We start from the raw sequence: 22,785 nt of genomic DNA on the forward strand, positions 1-22,785 counted from the left end.
ATGACACTTTCAATCACCCTTCCGCTCGCCACCGGTGAGCTTGAAGCACTCGCGCTGAACCCGACCGGCCCGTGGCACAAGCCCACCGAGCTGATCACCTCGCGCAAGGTCTACGCCGCAGCACACGTGACCCCCAAGGTGCTGGGTAACAACGTCCCCGGTGCCCCGGCCGACATTGACTGGGACGCCACCCTGGCCTTCCGCCGCGAACTGTGGAGCTGGGGCGTGGGCATTGCCGACGCCATGGACACCGCACAGCGCGGCATGGGCCTGGACTGGGCCGCCACGCAGGAGCTCATCAACCGCTCCGCCGCCGAGGCCGCACTCATCGCGACCCCGGAGCGCACCGTCCGCGACCTGCTCGCCTGCGGCGCCGGCACCGACCAGCTGGATCCCGCAACCGTGGAGCCCGGCGAAGCAGGCCTGGCCGCTGTGCTGGCTGCCTACCGCGAGCAAATCGCCGTCGTCGAGGCATCCGGCGCCAAGGTCATCATCATGGCCTCACGCGCCCTCGCCAGGGTCGCCAGCGGCCCCGCCGATTACCTGGCCCTGTACGGTACGCTGCTCTCCGAGGTCAAGGAACCTGTGGTCCTGCACTGGCTCGGCACCATGTTTGACCCCGCCCTGGCCGGCTACTGGGGCAGCGATGACGTCGCCGCCGCAACCGCCACCTTCCAGCAGCTCATCGAGGCGCACGCCGCCAAGGTAGATGGTGTAAAGGTTTCCCTGCTCGACGCCGGACACGAAGTTGCGCTGCGTGCCAGCCTTCCCGAAGGCGTGCGTCTGTACACGGGGGACGACTTCAACTACCCGGAGCTGATTGACGGCGACGGCTCGCACTACTCGGATGCGCTGTTGGGCATCTTTGCCGCCATCGCCCCTGCTGCCTCTACGGCCCTGCAGAAGTACGACGCCGGCCAGCCCGCCGAAGCGCGTGCCATCCTCGATTCGACCCGGGACCTGGGCCTGCACATCTTCGAGGCACCCACGTACTACTACAAGACGGGCATTGCCTTCCTCGCCTGGCTGAACGGCTACCAGGCCGGCTTCCAGATGATTGGCGGCCTGCACTCCGGGCGCGACCTCAACCACCTGGTCAAGCTGTTCCGCCTGGCCAACACGGCACAGCTGCTGCTCAACCCCGAACTGGCTGCCACCCGCATGGCCGGATTCCTGAACGCCGCCGGCGTGGAATCAGCTGTTCTGGAAGGGGCAGACGCATGAGCACCTTTGAGAAGTTGTCCATCAACACGGCCACGATCAAGAAGGCCTCACTCGCTGAAGCCCTCGACCTCAGCGTCGCCGCCGGCCTGAAGCACATTGGCCTCTGGCGCGACAAGGTGGCCGAGGTCGGCCTGGACACCGCAGTTGAGATGGTCAAGGCCTCGGGACTGCAGGTCTCCAGCCTCTGCCGCGGCGGCTTCCTGACAGCAGCCGAACCTGCCGGCCAGGCAGCTGCGCTGGAAGACAACAAGGCAGCCATCCTGGAGGCCAAGGCCCTCGGCACCACCGAAATCATCATGGTGGTGGGCGGCCTGCCCGACTTCAGCGTGGCCCCCGGTGCCGTCGACGGCGGCGGTGAGGCAACCGCCGTCGTCGGTGGCAAGGACCTCGTCGCTGCACGCCAGCGCGTGGCCGACCGCCTCGCCGAACTGGTGCCCTTCGCCCTGGAACACGGCGTCCGCCTGGTCCTGGAACCGCTGCACCCCATGTACGCCGCCGACCGCGCCGTGCTCTCAACCCTCGGCCAGGCCCTGGACTTGGCAGCGCCGCACCCGGTCGAGGCCGTGGGCGTTGTGGTGGACACCTTCCATGTCTGGTGGGATCCGTCGCTGCAGGAGCAGATCGCCCGCGCCGGGGCCGAAGGCCGCATCGCCTCCTACCAGGTGTGCGACTTCAACCTGCCCATCGCAACCGATGCACTGCTGTCCCGCGGTTTCATGGGCGACGGCGTCATTGACTTCGCGTCGATCGGCCAGTGGGTTGCCGAGGCCGGCTACAACGGCGTGGTTGAGGTGGAAATCTTCAACGAGGACATCTGGGGCTTGCCCTACGCCGAGGTGGTCGACACCGTCAAGGCGCGCTACGCCGAACTCGTGGAACCGCACCTGGCTGCCGTCAGCGTGTAGCGCCTAATCCAGCCCCAGCTCCACGATTTTGTCGTCACCCGGTTTGGGATTGCCGCGGCCGTCTGTATTGTTCGTCAGGACAAGCAGGCGGCCGTCGGGCGTTAATACGACGTCGCGGAGCCGGCCCAGCTGGTTGGAAAGACGGGCGCTGGCGGAGGGCTCGCCGTCGAGCGTCACCTGCCACAGCCGTTCCCCGCGCAGGGAAGCCATGTACAGCGTGGTCCCGGTGATGGCGATGCCGCTGGGGCTGGCCTCGGACGTGGGCCACTCGAGTGCGGGGTTGGTGAATTGCGGATCCGTGCCCTGGCCCTCAACGAGGGGCCAGCCATAGTTGTTTCCGGCCTTGATCTGGTTCAGCTCATCCCACGTGTTTTGCCCGAACTCCGAGGCCCACATACGGCCGGTTTCATCCCACGCCAAGCCCTGGACGTTGCGGTGGCCAAGGGTCCAGACCGGGCTGTCGTTGACGGGGTTGCCGCGGGGGATGGTGCCGTCGGGGGCAATGCGCAGGATCTTGCCGCCCAGGGACATGGGATTTTGTGCGTTGTTGCGGTTTCCGGCGTCGCCCGTGCCGATGTAGAGCATGCCGTCAGGGCCAAATTTGATTCGTCCGCCGTTGTGGTTGTTGCCCTTGGGGATGCCGGTGAGCACGTCCACCGCCGGCCCAAGGCTGCGGTTCCCCGCCTGGCCCAGCAGTGGCATCCGCACAATCCGGTTGTCATCCGCCGTGGTCAGGTAGGCGTACACGGAAAGGCAGCCGGTGGCCGGGTCGGGCGTGGGGTGGTCCGTGCAGATTTCCAGCCCGGCAGCCAGGCCCAGCAGCCCGCCCTCGCCCTGGTGCACGACGCCGGGCACGCTGCCGACAAATTGAAGAGTGCCGTCCGGGGCAACGTCGAGGATCTGGCCCGTATCTCGTTCGCTGACCAGCAGGTGCCCGTCGCCCAAGGCCACCATTGACCAGGGGGCCTGAAGTCCGGTTGCCACGTCGGAGGAGACTTCGGAGGGCATGGGGCTGGGGGCGGGGGACTGGCACGAGGACAGCAGCAGTGCCACAGCGGCCAGCCCGGCCGCAATGGCCGAAGGGCGGTGGAATCCGCGCCGGAAGTGCTCCTGCCGGGCTCCACGCTGGTCCATGGGACGAGCCTACAACAAGGTGTGCCGGGCCGGGCGAAAGCGCCCCTTGCTCAATGCGGCACCGACTTCCATGCCGCATCGTCGCTTGCATACCGGGCCGCCGCTGCGGAGCGGTCCACGACGTCCAGCTTCCTGTACACATGCTCCAGGTGCTTGGCCACCGTCCTCGGGCTGCACCCGAGCTGGCGGGCGATGGCCGCATTGGTGGCACCCGAGGCGGCCCTCCGCAGGACGTCCAGTTCTGCCGGAGTGAGCTGCTTCATGGACCGGCCCGGGGCTGCCATGAATTGGGCCCGCAGCTCCGAGATTCGCAGGAGCCCTGAGTAGGTATCGGCAAGGGGCCGGCGCAGAACCGAGAGCAGGTCGCGGTCCGACTCGCTGAAGTCGTGCCTGGTGCGGTTCAGTGCTATTCCGATGACGGTGGGTCCCCGGGCTGTGACGGTAATGGCAATTTGGTGCTCCACCGGGATGGGCCGGAAGAAGTACTCATAGAGATTCAACCGGTGGAACTGTGCTGACGCCATGAAGTCGCTGATTTTGACAGGTGTGCCGTCGATGGAATGCCTGTAGTGGTTGACGAGGGGGTGTTCGTCCACGTACCGGGCAAAGGTCTCTCTTGTGCCAATGCCCAGGCTGCCGCGGGGAAAGTCCCAATAGCTGACACCCCGGGGGCCAATTTCGTTGTATGTGGCCACATCGCAGCCAATCAAGGCGGCCAGGGCGGGAACCACGAACTCGGGGAATTGGGCAGGCCGGGTCAGCGAATCCAGGCCCCCCACCAGGTTCACCACAGTTTCCAGCTGGTGCACTGAAATGTACGTCCCGACCGCCTGATTTCTGCATTGAAATGGCTGTTTTGCGGCACAAAATTCCGGCTGGGACAGCGTGCGCAATGTGCGTATATTCTACCGCCGCGAAGGAGTCTACCGTAATCCGCAAAGGGCCATTCGGGAAGCGCAAACAGGAAAGGAGGTGAAGAGGAATGTCACGAGTGATGATTGACTGCCGGAAGGTTCCGAGCGATATCGGCTGCACCCTGACCGTTGCCGGCACGGAGGAGGAAGTGCTGACTGTTTCAACGGCCCACGCGATCGCCACACATGGTGAGGTGGACGGGCCTGAACTGCAGGAGATGCTGCGCAGTGCCCTTGAGCCGGCCGAGATGTCGCTGGCATAGTCGGACCGGGCAGCTGGACGGCAAGGGGGCCACACGGCCAGGGCCAGCACCAGGTGGCGATGCGGTCATCCGGAGGCATAAAAAAGCTGACCCGCGGCGGCAGTCGGACAAGGCGGGAAAATCGCGTTGTCGGACCGCTGCAGCGGGTCAGCTTTGTGCTCCAGGCGGTGGAACGGGACCGGTTCAGCGGCCCTTGACGGGGATGCCGTTGCGGGTCATCGACTCGGCATACGCCTTTGCGGATTCCAGGAGCCACTGTTCCTGGCGCTCGGGGGAGCCGGCAAAGCTGCGGCCTGAGAGCGAGCGGACCTTGTAGATGCCGAAGCCGCGCTTGTAAAGCATGGGACCCTGGGCCTTGAGGAGCTGGTCGGCCAGGCGGTGGGCCTCGGTGCCGTGGGCCACGAGGGCCGAGGCGCGGGGAACCAGGGTCAGGAACTTCACGAGGGGGCGCAGGCCGGCCTCGATCTGGGGTGCCGTCAGGCGGCCGTTGGGCTCGCCCGGTGTGAACCAGGGGTGGACGTTCCACGGCATGACCAGGCTGGGGCGCAGGCCAAGCTGCCAGTGGATGCCGAGCAGGCGGGTGGCGGCCTGTTCGTCGCCGGCCGTGACAAAGCCGGAAGGGTCCATCTCGCCGACATTGGAGAACAGGCTGATGATCTTGCACTCGTCTACATCGTGGACCGGGTCCACATAGGCCACCTGCTGCCCGGGCCGGGCCTCGGCCAGGGAGTCGCAAAGTTCGGTGATGGGAGCAATGTTTTCGTCGTATCGGCGATTCCAGAGCTGGTCACGCAGTGATTCAGTGGCCACGGATGTCATTGAGGCGCAGTTCTCCTTCGAGGGGTGTTTGGGTAATAGCGGAAGGCCGCCTGATGGGCGGGGGTCCGACCTCCAAGCCTATCAATTTTTACCCGTCAACCAGCCATCCGGGGTTGTGCTAAAGGAGGGCGCAAAACGGTCATTTGTGAGAAACTCAACAGCCCAGGAAGGCCTCCGGGACGGTCTTGAGGGGCGAATTTCGGTGGTCGCGGCCATGGACAATTCCGTGACATTGTGCATCAATGGTCCGATGCATGATGAACGCTTCCTGGACCACGCTGCCGACTCCCTGGCGTCGTTGCCCGGAGTCCAAGCTGTCGCACTGGGTGGGTCAAGGGCCCAGGGGACGCACCGGCCCGACAGTGACTGGGACTTCGCCGTCTACTACAGGGGCCGATTCGACCCACAGGACCTTCGGGATCTCGCAGGGAGAAGCCCCGGTTGGGAGGGCCAGGTGTCTGAACTTGGCGGCTGGGGAGGTGGGGTCTTCAACGGCGGGGCCTGGCTTCGCATCGGTGGCCGGGCCGTAGATGTGCACTATCGGGATCTGGACGTCGTCGAGCGGGAAGTGGGCAGGGCTGCCTGCGGGGACTTTGACATTGAGCCACTGATGTTCCACCTGGCCGGGATTCCGACATACCTGGTCGTGGGGGAGTTGGCCATCCTCCGGGTTCTCCGCGGCACTCTCACATCCCTGAACTATCCGGAACAGCTTCGGCGAAAAGCCCCGCCCACCTGGTCGGAGCGGGCCGAGCTGACCTTGTCCTACGCGCGGTCCCAGCTTGCGCCCCTGGGCTTGGGCGCCCAGTGTGCAGGCATGGTGGCCGTCGCCGCCGTCGAATACGGGCACGCCATCCTCGCATCGCGCGGCGAATGGACCACGAACGAGAGGCAAATTCTCGAGCGCGCAGGACTTGCCGGCGTCAACGCGCTGGTCCGGGGGATGGGCCCTCAGCCTGATTCGCTGGTCCGCGCCACCGACGATGTGAGCCGCCTTTGCCGGCAATTGCTCGAGGATGCAGCGTCCCAAGGGGCCATGTTGCAGATGTGAACGTTGCAGACGGCGGTCCCGGTGACTTAAACGCCGCAGACGGCGGTGCCGGTGTGGCCGGTGAAGGTCACAAGTGACAGGCAAGTGCCGGGCGGGGCAGGACAGGCGACCAAGGCGCAGCCGGTGGGGGCCCAGGGCAGCCGGCCCTGCCGCTGCAGGTCAGGCGGAGGTCTTGTTCCTGCCGGTGATGGCACCGTAGACTCCGGCAACCACGAGCCCGCCGACGATGGCCAGGATCCACGATCCAAGGCTCCAGAAGCGCATGCTGCCGCTGTTGAAGAGCAGGTCCCCGATCCAGCCGCCCACGACGGCGCCGACAACGCCCAGGACGAGGCTGGTGATCCATCCCCCGCCGACGCGCCCAGGCATGACCGCCTTGACGATGGCGCCCACGATCAGGCCCAAAATGATCCAACCAAAGAAACCCATGACTATCTCCTCTATTGATCCGTAACAGATCACCAATGGTGAAAGTGCTGCCGTTCTTGATGTGCCCGGGCCGCCGGGCGTTCCCGGCGGTTCCGTTGACCCCACGCTAGCCAGCCATCCCCCACACGTCCAGCACTGGGCGCGGCAAGTTTCATAATCGCTGCACAGGCGGCAGGATGGGACCATGGAGCCAGAAGCAAACCACGAAGCCAGCAACGCCCCGACCTCCGACGCCGCAGGTGCGGCAGCCGGCAACGCGGCAGGGGCCGCCCCCAATCCTCAGGCAGGCACCGCGCCCGGCCCGGTCCCGCAGCCCTGGGTGAAGAACTACCAGCCCGGCGTCCCGGCGGAGATCGAGCTGCCCACGGAGTCGCTCGTGGAAATGTTCGAGCGTTCCGTGGAGGAGGCCGGGGAACTGCCCGCCATGGAGTTCTTTGGCCGGCGCACCAGCTACCGGTCCCTGGGGGAACAGGTGGCACGCGCTGCCGAGGGCCTGCGCAAGCTGGGTGTCCGCGCGGGAGACCGGGTTGCCCTCATCCTGCCCAACTGCCCGCAGCACGTCGTGGCGTTCTACGCCGTGTTGCGGCTGGGCGCCGTCGTGGTGGAACACAACCCGCTGTACACCTCCCGGGAACTGCGCCACCAGTTTGAGGACCACGGGGCACATGTCGCCATTGCCTGGAACAAGGTGGTCCCGGCTCTTCAGGAGTTCCCGGCCGACGTCACCGTCGAGCACATCATCGCCGTGGACCTGCTCGCCGAATTCCCGGCCGTCAAGCGCCTGGCCCTGCGGCTGCCGGTCAAGAAGCTGCGCGACACCCGGACATCCCTTACCGCCAAGGCCCCCGGCGCCACGCCCTGGAGGCAACTGCTCGCGGCTGGTCCCATCGACCCCGCCCACCAGCGCCCGGCAGTCACGGACCTCGCCGTCATCGGCTACACCTCCGGCACCACCGGCCGCCCCAAGGGCGCCATGCTGAGCCACTTCAACCTCTACTCCAATGCGCTGCAGGGCGAGGCATGGATGCACGGTGCCAGGAAGGGCAAGGAGGTCCTGTACGCCGTCCTGCCCATGTTCCACGCCTTTGGCATGACGCTCTACCTCACGTTCGGCATCCGCAAGCAGGGCCTGCTGGTCCTGTTCCCGAAGTTCGACACCGCCCTTGTGCTGGCCGCCATGAAAAAATCGCCAGCCACGGTCTACTGCGCCGTGCCGCCCATCTACGAGCGCACGGCCCTGGCCGCCAAGGAACGGGGCATCTCCCTGCGCTCATGCAAATTCTGCATCTCCGGCGCCATGAACCTGCCCGACCACGTGGTGGAGCTCTGGGAATCCGTCTCCGGCGGCCTGCTTGTGGAAGGCTACGGCATGACCGAATCCTCCCCGGTGGCGCTCGGCAACCCCTTCGCCGAAACCCGCCAGGCCGGCACCATCGGGGTGCCGTTCCCCTCGACGCTCATGAAGGTGGTTGCGCCCCTCGGGGAGAACGACGGCGCCCGGCCCGCCGAGGAGGTGGCCCAGGGCGAACCGGGGGAGCTGCTGCTCAAGGGCCCGCAGGTCTTCCAGGGATACTGGAACAACCCGGAGGAGACGGCCAGGACACTGACGGTGGATGGTTGGCTGCGCACGGGCGACATCGTCACCGTCAATGCCGAAGGGTTCACCACCATCGTCGACCGTGCGAAGGAGCTTGTCATCACCGGCGGCTTCAACGTCTCCCCGTCCGAGGTGGAAGCCGTGCTGCGCCAGCATCCCGATGTGGCGGACGCCGCCGTCTTCGGCCAGGAGTCGGGGCGCGGCGGTGAAATCGTGGTGGCCGCCGTGGTGCTTGATCCGGGCGTCGAGCTGGACGAAACTGCCCTGCGGGACCACTGCAAGGGGCTGCTGGCACGCTACAAGGTGCCCGTCCGCGTCGTTGCCATCTCCGAAATGCCCAAATCCATGCTGGGCAAGGTCCTGCGCAAGCAGGTGAAGGAGCAGGTGCTTCCGCTGCTGTAGGCCTGTTCGCGGCGGCCGCGGGTGATTACGCTGGAACAGGTGGGGCCACCCGAAAGGAAGTGCGTGAAATGTTTGAAAACAGCAAGGCGTTTGCCGGGTTTTCCGTGGACGACATCGAGGCCGCCCGGGGGTTCTACGGAGGGACGCTGGGCCTTGAACTGGCCCAGGATCAGATGGGCAACCTGCGGCTCCTGCTGCCCGGCGGCGGCTCGGTCCTGGTGTATCCGAAGGGCGCCGCCCATGAGCCGGCGTCGTTCACGGTCCTGAACTTTCCCGTGCCCGACGTCGAAGGTGCGGTTGATGCGCTGGCGGCGGCCGGCGTCGAATTAGAGCACTATGCGGGAACACCTCTCGAAACCGACGCCAAGGGCGTCTTCCGCAGCGGCGGGCCGCTGATTGCCTGGTTCAAGGACCCCGCCGGGAACGTGCTCAGCGTGCTTGAGGGGTAGCGCTACTTGCCGATATCTTCTGATTCAAATATGATCTGTAAAACCGCGTAGTTTCGTGGGCCGGTGCGGATGCCGGAACGGATGAACTTGGAAGGCACCATGGAAATCGGCGCATACAGCTTTGGCGACACACCCCGGAACGACGACGGAACCCACCAGGCCACGGCCGGCGGCATCAGGAACCTCTTTGATGCGATCGTGCACGCCGACAAGCAGGGGCTCGACTACTTCGGCGTGGGGGAGCACCACACCGTGAGCATGCCGGCGTCATCCCCCGGGGCCATGCTGGCCGCCGCTTCCGCGGCAACGAAAAACATCATCCTGGGCAGCGCCGCCAGCATCATCAGCACCGACGACCCCGTGCGGGTGTTTCAGCAGATGGCCACTGCCGACGCCGTCTCCGGCGGCGGGCGCATTGAAATCACGGCGGGCCGCGGTTCGTCGGTGGAAACGTTCCCGCTGTTTGGCTACGAACTGCGCGACTATGACCGGCTGTACTCCGAAAAGCTGGAGCTGCTCCTGGCCCTCAACAACGCCGGGGGCGAGAATGTGAGCTGGTCCGGCAGCGTCAGGCCCGCCATCGACAACCTTGCCGTCGTCCCCCGGCCGGTGCAGGGGCAGCTGCCGGTGTGGATAGCAACCGGCGGCAGCCCGGCGTCGTCCGCCCGGGCCGGTGCGCTGGGGCTGCCCGTTTCTTATGGCATTATTGGCGGCGCACCGCACCGCTTCGCGCCCCTGGCCGAACTGTATCGCCAGTCGGCGGCCCAGGCCGGGCACAGCGGCGCCAACATCAAGGTGTCCGTCGCGGCGCTGGGGCTGGTGGCGCGCACCAAGAAGGAGGCGCTGGAGCGCTTCTACCCGGGCTGGCACAACCTCAGCGTGGAAATGGGCCGGCTGCGCGGCTGGCCCGCCCCGGACAGGGGTGCCTACCTCGCCCAGGCGGATGCTCCCGGAGCCTACTATGTTGGGGATCCGGATGAAGTGGCACGTCGGATTGTCGACCTTCACGGCCACATGGGGCACATGCGCCACTTCCTGCAAAGCGACATTGGCGGGCTGCCCCAGGAGCACTTCCTGGAATCCATCACGCTGCTGGCGCAGGAGGTCAAGCCGCGCGTGGACCGGCTGCTCGCCAGGAAGTAGCACGGAGGCTCTGCCCGCTCTGGGTATCCGGAACGCGCCCCGGGGGCGCCCGCTTCGTTCGTCCGTGCCATCGGGGCTGCCTGCCCTTTGTTGACATTATTTCTGCCGGAACTCTTTCAATCACAGTAGTTGATCAGATACAGTAGTTGTCATGGTGAAGAACCCAGACATCAGTCCGCAGCATACTGAGCCGTTTGCCGCGGACCTGCTGCGGGGCCACACGGACACAATCGTTCTCGGGGTGCTCCGGGATGCGGAAAGCTACGGCTTCGAGATCTACAAGACCATCCGGGATGCCACCGGGGGAGCGTATGAAATCAAGGAAGCCACCCTTTACGCCACATACCGCCGGCTGGTGAAGGACGGACTCGTCGAGGCCAGCTGGGGAGATGAAACACAGGGTGGGCGCCGGAAGTACTACCGCATCACCGACGCCGGCCGTGCCGTCTACCAGCAAAACGTGCAGCACTGGACGGCCACGGCGAACATCATCAACAAGCTTCTGAACGTGAAAGGCGGCACACCATGAGCAGCGCCGGCAACCACAGCATCCACCGCCTCCTTGACGAGGCCTTTGGCGGCGTGTCAATGACCCCCGAAGTCCAGGACCTCAAGGAGGAGATCCGCGGCAACCTCGCCGCCCGGGTCGACGAACTGGCAGACGGCGGCATGGAAGGGCATGCCGCGGCTGCCCAGGCCATGGACGAACTCGGCGACATTCGGGAACTCGTGGGCGAGGTGGCCGGCCCGGGACCGCAGGCAGGGGCGAGCGCCCCCGCCGCGGCGCTGGACTTCCGGTCGCTCCACCGCGTGCGGCCGAAACCCGCCTACGTGGTCGGGGTTGTCATCGCCTCCATCGTGATTGCTGCCGGGCTGTTGTTCATGGTCCTGGGAGCCACCGGGGTGCTGCCGCTGCCCATCGGGCCCGTCATCGGCCTTGCAGGCCTTGCCTCGACCGGGGCGGCCTGGATAGTGGGGGACACCCTGGCGCATGAGACCACAACCAACTATCCGGTCTCCAAGGACCGGGCCGGAGGCTACTTTTTCGCCACTCTGCTCGGCGTTTACGGCCTGGCCATTGGAGGACTCGTGGCCCTGGGCGCACTGCCCGTCTGGGTGGTTGTCTTTGCCGCACTTGGCGTCGTGGCGGCGATCGTCCTGTTCGCCTTCCTCGGCGCGACCCAGACCAACAGAAAGAAGGCGTGGGTCCGCGAGGCGGCCCGGGAATACCAGGGCCAGGACAGGTTCTCGCAGGATCCGGTGGCGGCGGCGCGGTTCGGCATCTACTCGGCCGTCATTTGGATCGTTGCCTTTGGCCTCTTCGCAGGCCTTGGCTTCATGGTGGGCTTCGGCATTTCCTGGCTGGCCCTGCTGGCCGGGCTGGCAGTCCACATGGTCGTCCTGGCCCGCATGCTGTTCCCGTCCGGAGGGCCGGGCGCCGGCGCCGGGACTGCCGGAAAAGTGCCGCACAGCTAAGGCACGACATGGGCGCAATCAACGCCTGCGCAATTGAAGGAAAATACCCAAAACGGCGGCCCGGATGTTCGAGCATCCGGGCCGCCACCAACCATTGAGTCTCCCACCACGGGGATTCGCCACAGCGAACTCAAGGCACAACCACAGTTTACTGCCGCGGCCCTGCGCGGGAGGCTCCCAAGCAAGGAGCCAACCATGGCACACACCCAAATCCAGCCCGCCGTCGAAGCCGTGGAGCTGAGAAAAAGCTACCCCGGCGGCCGCGGAAAACCCAGAATACAAGCTCTTGACGGGCTCAGCTTCCGCGTCGAACCCGGCACCATCTTCGGGCTGCTGGGCCCCAACGGGGCCGGCAAGTCCACCACCGTGAAAATCCTCTCCACCCTCTCCACGGCAGACTCCGGCACGGCCACCGTAGCCGGGCACGACGTCGGCTCCCACCCCGGGCGCGTCCGCCGCGCCATCGGCTTCGTCGCCCAAAGGCCCGTTTCCGACCCCATGGACACCGGGCGCGAAAACCTGGTCCTCGCCGGCCGGCTGCAGGGCTTCTCCGCCCAAGAAGCCAAGGCCAGGGCCGCCGAGCTGCTCGACCGCTTTTCCCTGACGGACGCCGCCGGCCGCCTGGTCAAGACCTACTCCGGCGGAATGGCCCGGAAACTGGACGTGGCCATCGGCCTGATGCACCGGCCGCAGGTGCTCTTCCTGGACGAGCCCACCACCGGCCTGGAACCCGAGGCCCGAGCCGACATGTGGGCCGAGCTGGAGAACATGGCCGGCGCCGATGAGATGACCGTCCTGCTCACCACCCACTATTTGGAGGAGGCCGACCGGCTCGCCAGCCGCCTGGCCATCGTGGACCGCGGCCGGATCGTGGTCGAGGGCACGCCGGGGGAGTTGAAGGACTCCCTCCACGGCGATGCCGTCACGGTCGAACTGGCGCAACCGGTGCAGGACGGGACCAGGGCGCGGGAGGTGATGGCCGGCGTCGGGCTTCTCCGCGAGGAAAGCGCGGACGGATGTCTCCTGCGCGGCCGGGCGGATTCAGGCCCGGCGGCCCTGCCCGTGCTGCCGGCATTGCCGTTGCCTGCGCCACTGTCTCCCGCCCCAGCCTGGACGACGTTTACCTGCGCCACACCGGCCGCGCCTCCTCCGCCGGATCCGCCAGCACGGGAGCGGGCGCCGGCGCCGCCAACAGCGGAGCGGAGGTGGCGGCATGAGCGCACTCACAGCCATCCCGCACACCGCGGCCCTCACAGCCCGGCAGCTGCGCGCGTTCCGGCGCATGCCCGTCTTCCTCGCCATGAACCTGGTCCAGCCCATCATCTGGCTGCTGCTGTTCGGACAGCTGTTCAAGTCCGTGGTTGAGATTCCCGGATTCGGGGGAAGCTCCAGCTATCTCGTGTTCCTGACACCGGGCATTGTGATGATGATGGCACTGTTCGGCAGTGCCTGGGCCGGGACGTCGTACATCCAGGACATGGACCGCGGCGTCATGGACAGGTTCCTCGCCTCTCCTGCCAGCCGCGGCGCCATGATCGTGGCCACCATGCTCTACCAGTCGGTGCTCACGGTCCTGCAGACGCTGGTGGTGCTGGGGGTGGCCTGGCTTGCCGGTGCCAGGTTCGACGGCGGCTGGCCGGGAATCGCCGTCCTCCTCCTGTCCGCTGTGCTGCTGACGAACGTTTTTGCCGCGTTCTCCAACGGGATGGCGCTGCTCGCCAAGGCGCAGACCGCGCTGATTGCGATCTCGCAGGTCATCGCCTTTCCGCTGATGTTCCTCAGCTCGGCCATCATGGACACCGCGCTTTCGCCCGCCTGGGTGCGGGAGGTGGCGCGGTTCAACCCCTTTGAATGGGCCGTGGCGGCCGGGCGGGGTGCGCTGCAGGCGGCTCCCGACTGGGGTGCGGTGTGGGGACCGCTGGGGCTGCTCGCCGCACTGGCCGTGGTCATGACCTGGCTTGCCGCGCGTGCATTCCGGATCTACCAGCGCGCGCTGTAGCCCGAACGGCGCACGCCGGCCCGTGCATCCTGGATGCGTGGGCCGGGCCATGCCGCCATGCGGACGGGATCGGCATTTGCGGCGGTGCATATGTGAAGATGGAAGGCATGCGCCCCATGCAACATTCCAGCAAACTAGCCAACGTCCGGTACGAACTTCGCGGCCCCATCCTGCATGCGGCCCAAAAGATGGAGGCGGAGGGGCACCGGATCCTGCGCATGAACCTGGGCGACACCGCCCCGTTCGGCCTCGAGGCGCCCGAATCCATTGTGGTGGACATGATCCACCACCTGCGCGGCGCCCAGGGCTACAGTGATTCGAAGGGCATCTTCTCCGCCCGCACCGCCATCTCGCAGTACTACCAGACCAAGGGCCTGATGACCATTGGCGTGGACGACATCTTCGTGGGCAATGGCGTCAGCGAACTGATCTCCATGACCCTGCAGGCGTTCCTGGAGAACGGCGACGAGGTCCTCATCCCGGCCCCCGACTACCCGCTCTGGACCGCCTCCGTCACGCTCACCGGCGGCGTCCCCGTCCACTACCTGTGCGACGAGGACAACGAGTGGTGGCCGGACATGGCCGACGTCGAGGCAAAAATCACGCCGCAGACGCGCGCCGTCGTCATCATCAACCCCAACAACCCCACGGGCGCCGTCTACCCGCGCCACATTCTGGAAAAGTTTGTGGAACTGGCCCGCAAGCATGACCTGGTCATCTTCGCCGATGAGATCTACGAGAAAATCATCTACGACGGCCGCAGCCACATCCACATGGCTTCCCTGTCCGACGACGTCGCAACCCTCACCTTCAGCGGCCTGTCCAAGGCATACCGCATGCCCGGCTACCGTGCCGGCTGGGTGGCACTGTCGGGACCGCGCGCCGCAATGGCCGGGTTCAAGGAGTCCCTGGAGCTCATTGCCTCGCTCCGGCTGTGCTCCAATGTCCCGGCCCAGCACGCCATCCAAACCTCGCTCGGCGGCTACCAGAGCATCAACGACCTCACCAAGCCGGGCGGACGGCTCCGCGAGCAGCGCGACCTCGCCTCGCGCCTGCTCAATGGCCTTCCAGGCGTCTCCTGCGTGCCCGCGGCCGGCGCCATGTACCTGTTCGTCAAGCTGGATCCGGACATGTACCCGATCGAATCCGACGAGAAGTTCGTCATTGACCTGCTGGAGGACCAGAAGATCCTGGTCTCGCACGGGACGGCCTTCCACTGGCCCACGCCCGACCACTTCCGCTTCGTCATCCTGCCTTCGGTCAGCGACATCGAGGAGGCCGTCCGGCGCATCTCGGCATTCCTGTCCGTCTACCGCAGCAAGGCCGCCCTCGCCGCGGTCCAGCACTAGCCTCCTCGCAGCAGCAACGGTCCCGGGACCCGGACAAGTGCCCGGGCCCGGGTCGGCCGCAGCGGCACGGACCGGCTGCGGGAATAGATTTCCGGCCCTGCCAGTTCCCCAACTAGATGCAAATGCATATTCTTTAGGAAAGGGAGGCAACCATGGCACATGGCAACCTTGAGCTCGGACTGGACACCTTCGGCGACATCACCAATGATGCCAACGGCGATCCCAAGCCCGCCGCACACGTGATTCGCGACGTCGTCGAGCAGGCTGTCCTGGCCGACAGGCTGGGACTGGACTACTTCGGCGTCGGGGAACACCACCGCGACGACTTCGCCATCTCCGCCCCGGACATGGTCCTCTCAGCCATTGCCGGGCAGACGGAGCGCATCCGCCTGGGCTCGGCCGTGACGGTGCTCAGCTCCGATGACCCCATCCGCGTCTTCCAGCGATTTTCCACGCTCGACGCCGTTTCCTCCGGCCGCGCCGAGGTCATCCTGGGCAGGGGGTCCTTTACTGAGTCCTTCCCGCTGTTCGGCTTCGACCTGGCCAATTACGAGGAGCTGTTCGAGGAGAAGCTGGAGCTGTTCAACGAATTGCGCAAGCAGGGCCCCGTCAGCTGGAGCGGCAACACCCGCCCGGCCCTGCACAGCCAGATGGTCTACCCGCACACCGAGTCCGGCACGCTGAAATCGTGGGTGGCGGTCGGCGGAAGCCCCCAGTCGGTGGTCCGCGCCGCACACTACGGCATGCCGCTCATGCTGGCCATCATTGGCGGGGAGCCGCTGCAGTTTGCCCCGTTCGCCGAGCTGTACCACCGTGCGCTGAAGGAATTCGGCCAGCCGGAACAGCCCATCGGCGTCCACTCACCCGGCCACATTGCCGAAACTGACGAGCAGGCCCTGGAGGAGCTGTGGCCGCACTACGCCGCCATGCACAACCGCATCGGCCGCGACCGGGGCTGGCCGCCCCTGAGCCGCTCGGAGTTCAACGCGACTGCGGGCCCGCGCGGCGCGCTCATGGTGGGGTCGCCGGAAACCGTGGCCAACAAGATCACCACGGTGGCCAAGGCGCTGGGGCTGTCCCGGTTCGACCTCAAGTACAGCCACGGCACGCTCCCGCACGAGGCCATGATGAAGAGCATCGAGCTCTACGCCACGGAAGTTGCCCCGCGCGTGCGCGAAAACCTCGCCAAGGGCTGACACCCCGCCCGCGGACCATCACGAGGCCGCCCGCCGCGGAACCGCAATGTGCGCCCCAGGGCACAGGTTGCGGGTTCGCGGCGCATCCGGTTGCGGCGTCAGCTCGGGTTGGACCGCGGCTTCAGCGCCACGGTGGGCAGGACCGGGGCCGGCAGCGGGGCATCCACCTGCCCGGCGGGCAGGCTGAAATTCGTGACGTCGTCAAAGACGCCAGCCGGCTCCGCGCCGATCACTGCCTGCCAGGCCGCCCGGAACGCCACAATCTCCTCGTGGCTGCGGCCCACAAAGTTCCACCACATGACGATCGACTCATTCAGCGGCGCCCCGCCAATGAACAGCAGCCGCACCGGCGCATCCCCGGCGCCCAGCACCACCTGGCCCAGCCCTGTCCCGAGGTACCCGAGCTCGTCCGCGGCAACGGGGGAGCCGTCCAGCGCCAGTGTCCCGGCGTCCACCAGGAAGCCGTGCTCAAAGCGCGGGTCGAGGTCGAGCGACAGGGAGGCTCCGGCGTCGAGCATGATTTCAGCGCCCACCATGGGCGTGAACGTCTCCACAGGGGACTGCTCCCCGGCAGCCCGCCCCATGAAAACACTGACGACGGCGCCCGGCAGCACCTTGGGTGTGGGGCTGTAGTGGGTGAATCCGGGTTCGGTGAACCGTGCCCCCTCAGGCAGGGCCGCCCACAGCTGCACGCCGTGCAGGACCGTGGTGCCTTCGGTGGAGTACTCCGAGTGGCTGATGCCCCGGCCGGCCGTCATGAGGTTCAACTCGCCCGGGCGGACCATGGCGTGGTGCCCGGCGCTGTCGGCGTGCTGGATCTCGCCGGAAAACAGCCAGCTGATGGTCTGCAGGCCCGTGTGCGGGTGCGGCGGAACGGCCATACCGGGGGAGTGGGCCACGTTGTCCGGGCCATAGTGATCAACAAAACACCAGGCGCCGATCAGGGAGCGGCGCCGCTGGGGCAGGGTGCGCCGCACGGTCATGGCGCGCGGCCCGCCGAGGGGGACGAGCCGGGGCGAGAGGATCTCCACGGCAGCCGCGGAATCGCCGGGATTGCTGGGGCAAAGCAGCTCTGCGGGGTTGTTTTCCACGTTGCTCATGGCAGGGTTCCTTTCAATTTCTTGGCGGGCCCGCGGCGGGCGGGCGCGGCGGTGCACCCCGCCCGAACGGGCTCTTGCGCTCATGCTAGCCCCTCCGGGCGCCGCCCCGGTTCACCCGGCGTTAACCTTCCGTTAACCAAAGGCCGGGGCCGCGTACACCATGGGAGGCAAAATCGTCGTAGGATGACAACGGTTGGGTGCGCCTGCATGCCGAAAGGCCGGATCGAGCGGCACGCACCCTTACAACCAAATTTTCGCTGTCTTGCTTTTGCCCCCTCTAGATTGGATCGCGGGTGGATCTCACCTTCATGGTCGTGCTAGTCATAGCACTGGCCCTTTTCTTTGACTTTACAAACGGCTTTCACGACACAGCCAACGCCATGGCAACCCCCATTGCCACCGGTGCCATCAAGCCCAAGACGGCTGTGGCCCTGGCCGCGATCCTGAACCTTGTGGGCGCCTTCCTCTCCACCGAGGTGGCCAAGACCATTTCCGGGGGCATCATCAACGAGGGCGGGCCCAACGGTGTCGCCATCACGCCGGAGATGATCTTCGCCGGGTTGATGGGCGCCGTGTTGTGGAACCTGTTCACCTGGCTGCTGGGCCTGCCGTCCAGCTCCTCCCACGCACTGTTCGGCGGCCTGATCGGCGCCGCCATCGTCGGCACCTGGTCCCTGGGTGCCGTCAACTTTGCCGTCGTGGTCTCCAAGGTCCTGCTTCCCGCCATCCTTGCCCCCACGATTGCCGGACTTGTGGCGTTCCTTTGCACCAAGCTTGCCTATGGCATCACGCGCCGCTCCGATCCGGACTCCGGCGACAAGCTGACCCAGAAACGCGGCGGCTTCCGCCGCGGCCAGGTCTTCAGCTCCTCGCTTGTGGCCCTGGCGCACGGCACCAATGACGCCCAGAAGACCATGGGTGTCATCACCCTGGTCCTCGTGGCATCCGGTCTCCAGCAGGCCGGCACCGGCCCGCACTTCTGGGTCATCGCCACCTGTGCCCTCGCGATCGCCGGCGGCACCTACGCCGGCGGCTGGCGCATCATCCGCACGCTCGGCTCCGGCCTCACCGACGTCAAGCCCGCACAGGGTTTCGCCGCGGAGACCAGCACCGCCGCCGCGATCCTGGCGTCCAGCCACCTTGGCTTCGCCCTCTCCACCACCCACGTCGCCTCCGGTTCCGTGATCGGCTCCGGCCTCGGCCGCAAGGGTTCCACCGTCCGCTGGGGCGCCATCGGCAAGATCGCCATTGCCTGGCTGTTCACGCTGCCGGCCGCCGCCCTCGTGGGTGGCCTGGCCGCCCTGCTGATCCGCACCGGCACCGTCGGCTTCGTCATCGTCGCCGTCCTGGGCTTGGGTGCCATCCTGACCATGTTCATCATCTCCCAGCGTGAGGTCGTGGACCACAGCAACGCCATCAGCGATGTCGACGCCGTGGGCGAGGCCCTGCACATTCCTTCCAAGAAGGAGCGCGACCGCCTCGCCGCCAAGGCCCGCGCCGCACAGAAGGTCGCCGAAAAGGCTGCCCGCAAGGCTGCGGAGACGGACGCCATCCGTGCCGCGGCACAGAACGCCCTGGACCGCGCCGACACGGCCGTCCTGAAGGCCATGACCAAGGCGGCCGAGCACGCCACGGATTCACCCAAGCCCAAGGCCAAGGAATCCGCCAAGAAGGGGAAGAAATGATTGACTGGTTTGGATTTGTCACGGTCGCGCTGACCACCCTGATCAGCGCCGGCTTCGTCGTCACCATGTACTCCCTGGGCGTGCGCTTCACTGCCGTCAGCGGGGACGACGACGGCCGCATCAACCACTTTGCCAAGTGGGGCTCCTACGTGTGCTTCGGCTTCTGCGTGCTCGCCGTTGCCGCCGGCATCATCCTGATTGTGCCCGCGCTGAGCAAGGCCGCCGGCACGATCCTGGGCAACATCTTCTAGGCGCCGCACCTTGCCGGGTGCTTCGTCCGTGAACGACGCCGGGCACCTGCCTTCCGCTTGAACCGGAAGGCAGGTGCCCGGCGTCGGCCATTTAACGAAGCGCTGGGGCAGGCAGGCGGGGGAGCGGCGCCGGCGGGTGCGGCCCCATGAAGGGCCGGCTCAGGAAGCCAGGATCATGTTGGTGATGCGGCAGGTGGACAGGCGCTGGCCGGCCTCGTTGGTCATGACCACCTCGTGTGTGGCGAGGGTGCGGCCCAGGTGGACCGGGACGGCGGTGCCGGTGACCAGGCCGGCGGAGATGCCGCGGTGGTGCGTGGCATTGATCTCAATGCCCACCACCTTGGCGCGCGGTCCGGCGTGGAAGGCTGCGGCGAAGGAGCCCAGTGTTTCGGCCAGGACCACGTGGGCGCCGCCGTGCAGCAGGCCCGTCACCTGGGTGTTGCCGTCCACCGGCATGGTGGCCACCATTTTCTCGACGGACATGTGGGTGAACACGATCCCCATCTTCTCCACCAGGGTGCCCACACCGTGGTGGCCCAGCAGGGAATGGTACTCGGCGGGGATGCCCGCGGCGAGAAGTTCGGTTGATCGGGGGTGCGGTGTGAATTTATCGCTCATGGTGACTAGGCTTGCACCTGTGAGTGATTCTGCCAAGACGGCCCCCCAGACCACTGTTGCAACCACCCCGAACGCCGGACCCGACAGCGGGATCCCGGACGGTCAAACACCCCGCATGCTGGTCATCGACGGCCACTCCATGGCCTTCCGCGCCTTCTACGCGCTGCCGCCGGAAAACTTCGCCACCGACACCGGCCAGCACACGAACGCCGTGCACGGCTTCACCTCGATGCTGCTGACCATGATCCGCCAGCAAAGGCCCACCCACGTGGTGGTGGCCTTTGACCTGGACACGCCCACGTTCCGCTCCCTTGAGTACACGGAGTACAAGGGCGGGCGCAACAAGACCCCCGAGGAGTTCTACGGCCAGATTGACCTGATCATCAAGGTCATGGAGGCCATGCGCATCCCCACCATCTCCGTGGACGGCTTCGAGGCCGACGACATCATCGCCACCCTCTCCACCCAGGGCGAGGCCGCCGGCTGGGACGTCCTCGTGGTCTCCGGCGACCGTGACGCCTTCCAGCTCATCACCGACAAGGTGCTGGTCCTGTACCCGAAAAAGGGCATCTCCGACATCCCGCCCATGGACGCCGAGGCCGTGGAGACAAAGTACTTTGTGCCGCCCAACCGCTACTCTGACCTTGCCGCGCTCGTGGGCGAAACCGCCGACAACCTGCCCGGCGTGCCCGGCGTGGGCCCCAAGACGGCTGCCAAGTGGCTCAAGCAGTACGGCAGCCTGGACGGCATCATGGAAAACATCGACTCGATCGGCGGCAAGGTCGGCGAGTCGCTGCGCGCCCACGTGGACGACGTCGTGCGCAACCGGCGACTGAATCATTTGCTCCGTGACATGGAGCTGCCGGTAGCCATCAACGACACCGTGCTGCAGGCCCCGGACCGCGAGGCCGTGGAGGAACTCTTCGACGCACTCCAGTTCAACACCCTGCGCAAGCGCCTCTTCGACCTGTTCGGCGAGGAGGAAGCCGCCGACGACGGCGAGGGGCACGAGGTGCCCGCCCACCAGGTGGTATCCGATGCTGCCGCGCTCGGGGCCTGGCTGGGCGCCGGGGCCAACGGAGAACTGGCCGCCGTGGACGTGCTCAGCGAAAAGGCGGGCCTGGCACACGAGGCCGTGGCCGTGGCGCTGGTGCGCAAGGAATCCGCCGTCGTGGTTGACCTCGGCACCGCGGACGCGGAGCTGGAAACCGCACTGGCCGCCTGGCTGTCCTCGGATGCACCCAAGGTGGTGCACGAGTACAAGGAGGCGCTCAAGGCGCTGTCCGTCCGCGGACTGGACCTGGGCGGGGTGGTGGATGACACCTCGCTGTCCGGATACCTGATCCAGCCCGACCGCCGCAGCTACGAGCTGCCTGAACTCAGCCAGGTGCACCTGAAGGTCACCTTCGAGGCCGGCGGCAAGGACTCCGGCCAGCTCGACCTCGGCCTGGAGGGGGATTCCCGCTTCGCCGACGCCGTCCAGCGCGGCTACGTGGCCCTGCTGCTCAGTGAACACTTCGCCCCCATGCTTGCCGAGCGCGGCGCCGACGGACTGCTCACCGGGCTCGAACTTCCCCTGGCGGCCGTGCTGGCCCAGATGGAACTGACGGGCATCGACATCTCGCAGGAGCGCCTCGCCACGCTGCTCTCCGACTTCACGGCGGCCATGAACGCCGCGCAGGAGGCGGCCTTTGCCGCGATCGGGCACGAGGTGAACCTCGGCTCGCCGAAGCAGCTCCAGGAAGTCCTGTTCGAGGAGCTGGGGCTGCCCAAGACGAAGAAAATCAAGACCGGCTACACCACCGACGCCGCCTCGCTGAAGGCGCTGCTGGAGAAGACCGGGCACGAGTTCCTTGCCCAGCTCATGGCGCACCGCGAGGCGTCCAAGCTCAAGCAGATGGTGGAGACGCTGAAGAAATCGGTGGCCGACGACGGCCGCATCCACACCACCTACGCGCAAAATGTTGCCGCCACCGGGCGCCTGTCCTCCAACAACCCGAACCTGCAGAACATCCCCGTGCGCACCGAAGAGGGCCGCCGCGTCCGCGACATCTTCGTGGTGAGCGAGGGCTACGAGTGCCTGCTCGCGGCGGACTACTCGCAGATCGAAATGCGCATCATGGCGCACCTCTCCGGCGATGCCGGCCTGATCCAGGCCTATGCCGAGGGCGAGGACCTGCACCGCTACGTGGGATCGCACGTGTTCGGCGTCGCCCCCGAAGACGTCACCTCCGCCATGCGCTCCAAGGTCAAGGCCATGTCGTACGGCCTGGCCTACGGGCTCACCAGCTTCGGGCTGTCCAAGCAGCTGGAGATCTCCGTGGACGAGGCCCGCACCCTCGTCAAGGACTACTTCGACCGGTTCGGCGGCGTGCGCGACTACCTGCGCGGCGTCGTGGAACAGGCCCGCATCGACGGCTACACCTCAACCATCGAGGGCCGCCGGCGCTACCTGCCGGATTTGGCCAGCACCGACCGGCAGCTGCGCGAGCTCGCGGAACGGGTGGCGCTGAACTCGCCCATCCAGGGTTCCGCCGCCGACATCATCAAGCGGGCCATGCTGGGCGTCGACGCCCAGCTGAAGGCCAAAGAGCTCAATTCCCGGATGCTGCTCCAGGTCCATGATGAATTGATCCTGGAGATCTGGCCCGGTGAGCTTGACGCTGTCAAGGCACTTGTCATTGAGCAAATGGGGGCCGCCGCACAGCTGCAGGTGCCCCTGGAAGTCCAGGTCGGCGTCGGCGCCAGCTGGAACGACGCCGGACACTAGGGACCAGGAGA

22 protein-coding genes are annotated in these 22,785 nt (G+C 66.6%); 16 read left to right on the forward strand and 6 right to left on the reverse strand.

The window, feature by feature from the left end; all coding sequences use genetic code 11:
* Positions 1-1,224 (forward strand): dihydrodipicolinate synthase family protein, encoded by a 1,224-nt coding sequence (locus JOF48_RS16580; RefSeq protein ID WP_209682461.1) that lies wholly within the window; start codon positions 1-3, stop codon positions 1,222-1,224.
* Entirely contained in the window at positions 1,221-2,129 is a 909-nt protein-coding gene (locus JOF48_RS16585) for a sugar phosphate isomerase/epimerase family protein (protein ID WP_209682464.1), read from the forward strand. Before JOF48_RS16580 ends, JOF48_RS16585 begins: the two co-directional genes overlap by 4 nt.
* Before the next feature lie 3 nt (positions 2,130-2,132).
* On the opposite strand, the gene JOF48_RS16590 is transcribed toward JOF48_RS16585, so the two are convergent.
* Positions 2,133-3,263, reverse strand: coding sequence for a PQQ-dependent sugar dehydrogenase (locus JOF48_RS16590; RefSeq protein WP_209682466.1), 1,131 nt, complete (start codon positions 3,261-3,263; stop codon positions 2,133-2,135).
* A gap of 50 nt (positions 3,264-3,313) precedes the next feature.
* The gene (locus JOF48_RS16595) at positions 3,314-4,072 is read right to left on the reverse strand and encodes a helix-turn-helix transcriptional regulator (RefSeq protein WP_209682469.1); all 759 of its coding nucleotides are present in this window, start codon (positions 4,070-4,072) and stop codon (positions 3,314-3,316) included.
* Positions 4,073-4,245: 173 nt separating this feature from the next.
* On the opposite strand from JOF48_RS16595, the gene JOF48_RS16600 reads away from it, so the two are divergent.
* Complete coding sequence (locus tag JOF48_RS16600) at positions 4,246-4,440, forward strand: DUF1059 domain-containing protein (protein WP_209682472.1); 195 nt, start codon at positions 4,246-4,248, stop codon at positions 4,438-4,440.
* A gap of 183 nt (positions 4,441-4,623) precedes the next feature.
* Here the strand turns inward: JOF48_RS16600 and JOF48_RS16605 are convergent, their stop codons facing one another.
* Complete coding sequence (locus JOF48_RS16605) at positions 4,624-5,259, reverse strand: uracil-DNA glycosylase family protein (protein ID WP_209682475.1); 636 nt, start codon at positions 5,257-5,259, stop codon at positions 4,624-4,626.
* Between the two features lie 250 nt (positions 5,260-5,509).
* On the opposite strand from JOF48_RS16605, the gene JOF48_RS16610 reads away from it, so the two are divergent.
* The gene (locus JOF48_RS16610) at positions 5,510-6,310 is read left to right on the forward strand and encodes a nucleotidyltransferase domain-containing protein (RefSeq protein WP_209682478.1); all 801 of its coding nucleotides are present in this window, start codon (positions 5,510-5,512) and stop codon (positions 6,308-6,310) included.
* A 159-nt stretch (positions 6,311-6,469) separates the two neighbouring features.
* Here JOF48_RS16610 and JOF48_RS16615 read toward each other — a convergent pair whose 3' ends face one another.
* Positions 6,470-6,739, reverse strand: coding sequence for a GlsB/YeaQ/YmgE family stress response membrane protein (locus tag JOF48_RS16615; RefSeq protein WP_209682481.1), 270 nt, complete (start codon positions 6,737-6,739; stop codon positions 6,470-6,472).
* 184 nt (positions 6,740-6,923) lie between these two features.
* Here JOF48_RS16615 and JOF48_RS16620 point away from each other — a divergent pair, with 184 nt between their 5' ends.
* The 9 genes from JOF48_RS16620 (at position 6,924) to JOF48_RS16660 (ending at position 16,350) form a co-directional block, all read left to right on the forward strand.
* Complete coding sequence (locus JOF48_RS16620; RefSeq protein WP_209682482.1) at positions 6,924-8,738, forward strand: long-chain-fatty-acid--CoA ligase; 1,815 nt, start codon at positions 6,924-6,926, stop codon at positions 8,736-8,738.
* A 68-nt stretch (positions 8,739-8,806) separates the two neighbouring features.
* Positions 8,807-9,187: a VOC family protein gene (locus JOF48_RS16625; protein ID WP_209682485.1), complete on the forward strand. Its 381-nt coding sequence runs from the start codon at positions 8,807-8,809 to the stop codon at positions 9,185-9,187.
* A 99-nt stretch (positions 9,188-9,286) separates the two neighbouring features.
* On the forward strand, positions 9,287-10,330 hold the full coding sequence (locus JOF48_RS16630) for an LLM class flavin-dependent oxidoreductase (RefSeq protein ID WP_209682488.1): 1,044 nt from the start codon (positions 9,287-9,289) through the stop codon (positions 10,328-10,330).
* Positions 10,331-10,481: 151 nt separating this feature from the next.
* Positions 10,482-10,859 (forward strand): PadR family transcriptional regulator, encoded by a 378-nt coding sequence (locus tag JOF48_RS16635; RefSeq protein WP_209682490.1) that lies wholly within the window; start codon positions 10,482-10,484, stop codon positions 10,857-10,859.
* Positions 10,856-11,806: a permease prefix domain 1-containing protein gene (locus JOF48_RS16640; RefSeq protein ID WP_209682493.1), complete on the forward strand. Its 951-nt coding sequence runs from the start codon at positions 10,856-10,858 to the stop codon at positions 11,804-11,806. Before JOF48_RS16635 ends, JOF48_RS16640 begins: the two co-directional genes overlap by 4 nt.
* A 195-nt stretch (positions 11,807-12,001) precedes the next feature.
* A complete protein-coding gene (locus JOF48_RS16645) occupies positions 12,002-13,171 on the forward strand; it encodes an ABC transporter ATP-binding protein (RefSeq protein ID WP_245346585.1) in 1,170 nt (389 codons plus the stop codon).
* Positions 13,089-13,805, forward strand: coding sequence for an ABC transporter permease (locus JOF48_RS16650; RefSeq protein ID WP_425353744.1), 717 nt, complete (start codon positions 13,089-13,091; stop codon positions 13,803-13,805). The genes JOF48_RS16645 and JOF48_RS16650 overlap by 83 nt, the downstream gene beginning before the upstream one ends.
* A 107-nt stretch (positions 13,806-13,912) precedes the next feature.
* Complete coding sequence (locus JOF48_RS16655) at positions 13,913-15,154, forward strand: pyridoxal phosphate-dependent aminotransferase (RefSeq protein WP_209682498.1); 1,242 nt, start codon at positions 13,913-13,915, stop codon at positions 15,152-15,154.
* A 152-nt stretch (positions 15,155-15,306) separates the two neighbouring features.
* Complete coding sequence (locus JOF48_RS16660) at positions 15,307-16,350, forward strand: LLM class flavin-dependent oxidoreductase (protein WP_209682500.1); 1,044 nt, start codon at positions 15,307-15,309, stop codon at positions 16,348-16,350.
* Between the two features lie 98 nt (positions 16,351-16,448).
* Here JOF48_RS16660 and JOF48_RS16665 read toward each other — a convergent pair whose 3' ends face one another.
* The gene (locus tag JOF48_RS16665) at positions 16,449-17,450 is read right to left on the reverse strand and encodes a pirin family protein (RefSeq protein WP_209682503.1); all 1,002 of its coding nucleotides are present in this window, start codon (positions 17,448-17,450) and stop codon (positions 16,449-16,451) included.
* A gap of 293 nt (positions 17,451-17,743) precedes the next feature.
* Between JOF48_RS16665 and JOF48_RS16670 the strand changes: the two genes are divergently transcribed.
* Both JOF48_RS16670 and JOF48_RS16675 read left to right on the forward strand, forming a co-directional pair.
* Positions 17,744-19,135 carry an inorganic phosphate transporter gene (locus JOF48_RS16670; RefSeq protein WP_342591283.1) on the forward strand — a complete coding sequence of 464 codons (1,392 nt, stop codon included), beginning with the start codon at positions 17,744-17,746 and terminating at the stop codon, positions 19,133-19,135.
* Positions 19,132-19,386 (forward strand): hypothetical protein, encoded by a 255-nt coding sequence (locus tag JOF48_RS16675; RefSeq protein ID WP_209682508.1) that lies wholly within the window; start codon positions 19,132-19,134, stop codon positions 19,384-19,386. Before JOF48_RS16670 ends, JOF48_RS16675 begins: the two co-directional genes overlap by 4 nt.
* Positions 19,387-19,545: 159 nt before the next feature.
* Here the strand turns inward: JOF48_RS16675 and JOF48_RS16680 are convergent, their stop codons facing one another.
* Complete coding sequence (locus JOF48_RS16680; RefSeq protein WP_209682510.1) at positions 19,546-20,004, reverse strand: hotdog fold thioesterase; 459 nt, start codon at positions 20,002-20,004, stop codon at positions 19,546-19,548.
* 115 nt (positions 20,005-20,119) lie between these two features.
* Between JOF48_RS16680 and polA the strand changes: the two genes are divergently transcribed.
* A complete protein-coding gene (gene polA, locus JOF48_RS16685) occupies positions 20,120-22,774 on the forward strand; it encodes a DNA polymerase I (protein ID WP_281068088.1) in 2,655 nt (884 codons plus the stop codon).
* Positions 22,775-22,785: the final 11 nt, after the last annotated feature.

The organism is Arthrobacter stackebrandtii (assembly GCF_017876675.1).
Lineage (GTDB): Bacteria > Actinomycetota > Actinomycetes > Actinomycetales > Micrococcaceae > Specibacter > Specibacter stackebrandtii.